Source organism: Streptomyces sp. NEAU-YJ-81 (assembly GCF_017592595.1).
Classification (GTDB): Bacteria; Actinomycetota; Actinomycetes; order Streptomycetales; family Streptomycetaceae; genus Streptomyces; species Streptomyces hygroscopicus_B.
In genome coordinates this window covers 72,043-78,497 of the sequence record NZ_JAGFNO010000018.1, presented here as the reverse complement: position 1 = coordinate 78,497, position 6,455 = coordinate 72,043, and the positions used below count along the sequence as shown (strand labels likewise).

General features: G+C 72.6%; 6 protein-coding genes. 2 read left to right on the top strand and 4 right to left on the bottom strand.

Going from position 1 to position 6,455, the window contains the following annotated elements; genetic code table 11:
- Nucleotides 1-106: 106 nt before the first annotated feature.
- Nucleotides 107-967 (bottom strand): helix-turn-helix transcriptional regulator, encoded by an 861-nt coding sequence (locus J5X86_RS31255; RefSeq protein ID WP_208520058.1) that lies wholly within the window; start codon nucleotides 965-967, stop codon nucleotides 107-109.
- A 126-nt stretch (nucleotides 968-1,093) separates the two neighbouring features.
- Between J5X86_RS31255 and J5X86_RS31250 the strand changes: the two genes are divergently transcribed.
- Entirely contained in the window at nucleotides 1,094-2,089 is a 996-nt protein-coding gene (locus J5X86_RS31250; protein WP_208520057.1) for an aldo/keto reductase, read from the top strand.
- Nucleotides 2,090-2,126: 37 nt separating this feature from the next.
- Here the strand turns inward: J5X86_RS31250 and J5X86_RS31245 are convergent, their stop codons facing one another.
- The 3 genes from J5X86_RS31245 to J5X86_RS31235 all read right to left on the bottom strand — a co-directional run bounded on the left by J5X86_RS31245 (nucleotide 2,127) and on the right by J5X86_RS31235 (nucleotide 5,283).
- Nucleotides 2,127-3,158 carry a methyltransferase gene (locus J5X86_RS31245; RefSeq protein WP_374229308.1) on the bottom strand — a complete coding sequence of 344 codons (1,032 nt, stop codon included), beginning with the start codon at nucleotides 3,156-3,158 and terminating at the stop codon, nucleotides 2,127-2,129.
- 341 nt (nucleotides 3,159-3,499) lie between these two features.
- Entirely contained in the window at nucleotides 3,500-4,558 is a 1,059-nt protein-coding gene (locus J5X86_RS31240) for a CU044_5270 family protein (RefSeq protein WP_208520056.1), read from the bottom strand.
- Entirely contained in the window at nucleotides 4,555-5,283 is a 729-nt protein-coding gene (locus tag J5X86_RS31235; RefSeq protein ID WP_208520055.1) for an RNA polymerase sigma factor, read from the bottom strand. The genes J5X86_RS31240 and J5X86_RS31235 overlap by 4 nt, the downstream gene beginning before the upstream one ends.
- Nucleotides 5,284-5,517: 234 nt before the next feature.
- Between J5X86_RS31235 and J5X86_RS31230 the strand changes: the two genes are divergently transcribed.
- Complete coding sequence (locus J5X86_RS31230) at nucleotides 5,518-6,387, top strand: hypothetical protein (protein WP_208520054.1); 870 nt, start codon at nucleotides 5,518-5,520, stop codon at nucleotides 6,385-6,387.
- Nucleotides 6,388-6,455 lie beyond the last annotated feature (68 nt).

Sequence of the window (6,455 nt, the reverse complement as noted above, 5' to 3'; positions counted from 1 at the left end):
GCCCGGTGCCCCCGTGCGGGCGGCCGGGCCCGGCCGCCCGCGTCAGGGAGACGCTTCCTGGTGGGGAGGAGTGTGCGTGCCTTCGGGGCGGCGTGGGTCGGCCGCTTCACCGGATGGGCGTGTCCGTCGTCCCCGTGGGGAATTCCTCGATGCCGAGTACCTGAAGGAGCTGCAGCCGCTCGCGGGTCTCGGCGTCCGCCGGGGTGAGGACCAGCAGTAGCTGGCCCTGGTCGGGAGTGACCAGGGTTTCGCAGTCCATCACCAGGCGGCCCACCCGCGGGTGCAGCAGAGTCTTGCGGTCGGCGCGCCGGACCGCCACCTCGTGCTCGGCCCAGAGCCGGCGGAAGTCGGCGCTCGCGGTCCGCAACCGGTCGATGAGTCCGGTGACGGTGGGGTCGCCGGACCGGCGGCCGGCGGCCGCGCGCAGGTCGGCCACGAGCTGGCGGGCGTGGTGCTCCTGCTCCTCAGGCGGGGCGACGGCGCGGTCGGCGGGGTCGGTGAACCATCGGTATGCGACGTAGCGCCGGTCGCCGGAGAAGCCGGTGTGGTCGCCGGTCAGAAGGACGGCCGCACGGTTCTGGGCCAGGACCTCGCCCAGGTCGGACAGGACCAGGGCCGGGTTGTCGCCGAGCAGGTCGAGCATGCGTATCAGACCGGCGCGCGCCAGGCCGGCCACGCCGTCCGCGGGCGGGGGCTGGTGGCCGGCCAGGTGGAACAGGTGGTCGCGCTCGTCCTCGGAGAGGCGCAACGCCCTGGCCAGCGCACCGAGCAGCTGGGGCGAGGGCTGGCTGCTGCGGCCCTGCTCCAGGCGTACGACGTAGTCCACCGACATGCCCGCGAGCATGGCCACCTCTTCCCGGCGCAGGCCGCTGGTCCGGCGCCGGGGGCCGTCGGTGATGCCGACCTCGGCCGGGCGGATCGCCTCGCGGCGGCGGCGCAGGAAGTCGGCGAGCTGGTCACGTTCCATCTCCCCAGGGTCCCTCGCGGCGCGCGAACCATCCAGGGAGCGGCTCTCCCATGATGAAGGCTCCGCTCCCATGGGTCGCGGCGCGGGCGCAGGGTGGGTGACAGATCGACGACGAAGGAGAACGCGATGCAGACGCGAACCCTGGGCAGCACCGGCCCGGCCGTTTCCACCGTGGGCCTGGGCGCCATGAGCATGTCGGGCGCTTACGGCGCCGCCGACCGCACGGAAAGTATCGCCACCGTGCATGCCGCGCTGGAGGCCGGCGTCACGCTGATCGACACCGCCGACTTCTACGCCATGGGCCATAACGAGCTGCTCCTCGCCGAGGCGCTGCGCGGCCGCGATCGCGACAGCTACACGCTGAGCGTCAAGTTCGGCATGCTGCGGGGGCCGGGCCCCGGGGCCGGCGGGCATGACGGCCGTCCCGAGGCGGTGAAGAACTTCCTGGCCTACTCGTTGACCCGGCTGGGCACCGACCACATCGACATCTACCGTCCCGCCCGGCTGGACCCGTCGGTACCGATCGAGGAGACGGTGGGCGCGATCAAGGAGATGATCGACGCCGGGTATGTGCGGCACCTCGGCCTCTCGGAGGTCGACGCGGCGACGATCCGCCGGGCGCAGGCCGTGCACCCGGTCGCCGACCTGCAGATCGAGTACTCGCTGATCTCCCGCGCGGTGGAGGCGGACGTCCTGCCCACGCTCCGTGAGCTCGGCATCGGACTGACCGCGTACGGCGTCCTGGGCCGCGGCCTCATCTCCGGGCACTGGACGGCCGGCCGCACCGCCGGCCCCGGCGACGCCCGCGCGTTCAGCCCACGGTTCGCGAGCGAGAACGTGGAACACAACCTCGCCCTCGTGGACGCGCTGCGCCGGGTGGCCGAGGCGAAGGGGTGCACCGTCGCCCAGCTTGCCATCGCCTGGGTCTGTGCACAGGGCGAGGACATCGTGCCGCTGGTCGGCGCCCGCACCCGCGAGCGGCTGGCCGAGGCGCTGCCCGCGACGGAGCTGACCCTCACCGCCGACGACCTCGCCGAGATCGAGAAGGCGCTGCCACGGGGCGCGGCGCGCGGCGACCGATACCCGTCCGCGTTCATGTCCGGTCTCGGCGTGGGGAACTGAGTCGGGCTCTCCGGCGCGGGCATGCGGTGGCGCTCGCTCAGCCCGCCTTCAGCCGCCACAGCGATGTGACCTCCGCCGCGCGGGCCGTGTGGAGGGGGTCGGTGGGGTCGACGGCGCGGGGGTGGGTGGGGCGGTTGTCCAGGCGGGCCGTGACCGTCAGGCCCGCCGTGGCGAAGGCGGTCAGGAGTTCGGCGCGTGGCCGCAGGCCGAGGTGTTCGGCGAGGTCGGAGAGGATCAGCCAGCCCTCGCCGCCGGGGGTCAGATGCCCGGCCAGCCCGTTCAGGAAGCCGCGCAGCATACGGCTGGACGGGTCGTAGACCGCGTATTCGAGCGGTGAGGAGGGCCGGGCCGGGACCCAGGGCGGGTTGCAGACGACCAGCGGGGCGCGGCCCGGCGGGTAGAGGTCGGCCTCGACCACCTCGACCCGGTCGGACAGGCCCAGGCGGGCCGCGTTCTCCCCGGCGCATCCCAGCGCCCGCGCGTCCTGGTCGGTGGCCACCACCCGCTGGATGCCGCGCCGGGCGAGGACGGCGGCCAGGACGCCGGTTCCGGTGCCGATGTCGAAGGCCAGCTCGTGCGTGGGCAGCGGGGCCTCGGCCACCAGGTCGACGTACTCGCCGCGCACCGGCGAGAAGACCCCGTAGTGCGGATGGATGTGGTCCCCGCCCAGCGCCGGCACCTTGACGCCCTTACGGCGCCACTGATGCGCGCCGATCAGCCCGAGCAACTCCGGCAGCGAGGTCACCGACGGCCGCCCGCTCACCGGGCCGTACGCCTCGGCGCACGCCTGCCGTACGTCCGGCGCCCGGCGCAGCGGAACGCCGAAGTCCGCGTCCAGTGGCACCAGCAGCATCCCCAGCAGCCGGGCCCGCCGGGACTGGGCCTGGCGGTGCCGGTGGAACGCTTCGGCCGGTGACGCCGCCGGGGCCCGCCGCTCCTTGGCCCGGCGCGGTCCGCGGTCGATCCGGCGCGCCAGCGCCGTCAGGAGCTGGCGGGCGCCCTGGTAGTCGCCGCGCCACAGCAGCGCGGTGCCCTCGCAGGCGAGGCGGTGGGCGGTGCCGGCGCGCATCCGGTCGTCCGCCACCTCGATCCGCCGGGGCGGCGGCGTGCCGTTCTCGGAGCGCCAGTGGGCGGTCCGGGTCCGGCCGTCCTCGGTCCACTCGATGACCTGCTGGGTACTCAGGGGTACACCCTTTGCTCTTGTGCCGTTCCGACGCGCTGAACGGGTGCGTCCTGTGGACGTTCCCCGTGCGATGTCCGCGTGCTGTACGGGCCTGCGTATGCGCCGATCCTTCCCGTACGGGGCCCGTCCGCGCGAGCGGATTTCCGGTCGAGGTGACGCCTCGTCACCTGTGCGACCGTTAAGTGCGCCCGCCGGAGCGGACGCCCTTCAACGGCTTGACGGCCGGCTCAGGACGCGCCGACCGCTGTCACCTTGCCCTTCTCATCGGCGACGGCGGCGTCCTGGAGCGCGCTCGTGTCCGTTCCGAGGTAGGTCAGGCTCTTCGAGTCGAAGACCCAATACTCGCTCGTGGTCGTGTAAGGCTTCTTGTGGCGCGCGTACGTGAGGCCGATACCGGTCCGGCCCGCACCATCCTTGACGTTCTCCACGACGCGGACGTCCGGCAGCTTGGCCACGGCACGGTAGAGCGCGGCATTGAGATCGGGCAGCAGGGTGGCCTGATCGAGGATGGCTCCGACGTTCTCGAAGACCGTCTCGGTCAACCGGGATTTCACCACCCCGCTGCCGCTCTTGAGCTTCTTCAGCAACGCGTCGGGGTCGGTGGGGAGGGCCTCGAGCTGCCGGAAGGTCAGACCCCCCGGCGACATGGCGATGTCCTGGGTCTGGGTGAGGGCGGGTTCGCCGTCGGGGGACAGCCCGGTGAGGCGCCGGAGACCGTCCCGCTTGCCGGACACGGGCTGCCACTCCTCACTGCGGGTTTTCCCCTCGTACGTCTTGGTGCCCGTGACGTTCCCCTTGGAGTCTCGTACGAGCTTCGAGGGACCGCCCCACATGGACGAGGGTCCCTGGGACTTGGTGTAGATGAACTGGTCGTCGCGGGCCCTGACTGCCGGGCGGTCGGCCGCCGCCACTGCGATCCGGTCCAGCAGCTCCACGGCTTGCCGGTGCTCGGCCCTGGGGTCACCGCCGACGCCGGTGGCGCCGCCCTCACCGTCCCGTAGGCCGTCGACCGCCACCGCTCCCACGACCACGGCGGTGGCCAGCGCCAGCGGCGCCGCGATGAGGACGAGGCGGCGTCGGGGGCGCCGGGGGGCGGGAGACGCGGGTGAGGTGTCCGTCGTACTCGACAGCTCGTAGACGGTCTCGTTGCTGATCTGCTCCATCAGATGTTCCTTCAGGACGCGGTGGCGGTCCTGCCGGAGCACCGGACGGCCCGGGGCGGGCAGCAACTCGGCCGGCTCCTGGAGGTCGACCGGCTGATCGGCTCGTCGCGGGTCGGTGTTCATCGCTTCTTCTCCTGCGTGGACCGGGCCGCCTGATGGCGGCTGACCGGTATCTGTCCGACCATGGCCGGGCGTTGCACCGCGCCCTGCCCGGCGCCGCCGTCCGCGCCCCGCGTGCCGTCCGTGCTCTCGCTGCCGCCGTCGGTGCCCGTACGGCCTGTGCCGTAGCCGCCGCCCGTGCCGCGGACGAGTTCGAGCTCGGTGAGCTTGCGCAGGCGCTTTCTCGCACGCGAGAGCCGGGCCCGTACGGTGCCGGTGGCCACGCCCAGGGCCTCGGCCACCGTGGCGGCGTCCAGGCCCTCCCATACGCAGAGTGTGAACACCTCGCGCTCCCCACGGCGCATCGTGCGCAACGCCTTCTGCGCGGCGGCCAGCTCCTCGGTGTCGGCCAGGCGCCGGGTCACCTCGTCGGCGAAGTCCGGGACGGGGTCCGGCGGTGGGAGTTTGGCGAGCGCGGCCTGGTGTCTTCGCGCCGCCCGCGTGGTGTTGCGCGTGACGTTCGTCGCGATCCCCAGCAGCCACGGGCGGAGGCTGCCGTCCCCCGGAAGCAGCCGCTCGCGCAGCCGCCATGCCTCCAGGAAGGTGAGCGACACGATGTCGTCGGCCATGCCCCAGTCGCCGGTCAGCCGGACGGCGTGCCGGTAGACCACCGAGGCGCACTCGTCGAAGAGCTGCCCGAAGGCATCCGGATCTCCGGCTCGCACGCGGATGCGCAGTGAAGTCTCCACACCCCTCCCTGTCCACCGCGCGGACCGCGCTGCAGTGATCTGTGTCACACCGCGGCCGGGTCAATCGCGCCCCGGTTACGTACCGTAATCACCCAATCGGCCCCTTCAGGCTGCCGCCGGGTGCCGGAGAGGGCAGAGTGGGGCCGTGGCGCGGCCCGCCGAGCGCACAGGCGCCGGCCTATCCCTGTGGCCGTCGGGGCCTTCCCCCGGCCAACACAGGTCAGGAGACCGCTCATGGCGGCAGGAGCGAGCAACACCACCGCGAATGACGACTGGGGCAAAGCGAACTTCAACGACATCTACGACTGTCCCGACCCACGCCCGTACTTCGCAACCCTGCGACCCCTCGAGTACCAGATACCCCACCATGGCCAGGCCGTCTTCCGGGCACTGGCCCATGCCCTGCGCTGCCTGCACCCCGACCGGACGCCACTGAACGTGGTGGATCTGTGCTGTTCCTACGGGATCAACACGGCTCTCCTCAACTACCGCGTCACTCTGGCGGACCTGTCCACCCGCTACACCTCCCACCGCCTCTCCGCCCTGTCGGCCCGGCACCTCGCGGCCGAGGACCGGACCTTCTTCGCAGCGCGCCGCCGCCCGGAAGCCGCGACGGCGACAGGCATCGACTCGGCAGCCCGGGCCGTCGGATACGCCCGCGCCGTCGGCCTGCTCGACCACGCCTTCGCGGAGAACCTCGAAGTCACGGAACCGAGCCCCGCCCTGCGCCGCGCACTGGCGGGCACGGACCTCATCACCGTCACAGGCGGCGTCGGCTACGTCTTCACCCGGACCTTCGCCAGGCTTCTCGACTCCATGCCGACCCCGCCGTGGGTCGCGGCGTTCGTGCTGCGCACCGTGCCCTACCAGCCGATCGCCGATCTGCTCGCCCGCTCGGGCCTGGTGACGGAGAAACTGCCCACCCGTACCTTCCGGCAGCGCCGCTTCGCCGACAGCGCAGAACGGTACGCGGCGTTCGACGCCCTGGCTGTGAACGGACTGCACGCGGCGGACAAGGAAGCGGACGGCTTCTACCACACCGACCTGTATGTCTCCCGGCCCGCTCCCGACATCGCGGCGCTGCCCCTCGCACGCCTGCTGTAACCCGAGGCGCGACGGCGAACCGCCGGTGCCTGGCTGGAACTCCGGCGCTGAGTGCCGGCGTGGGCAGT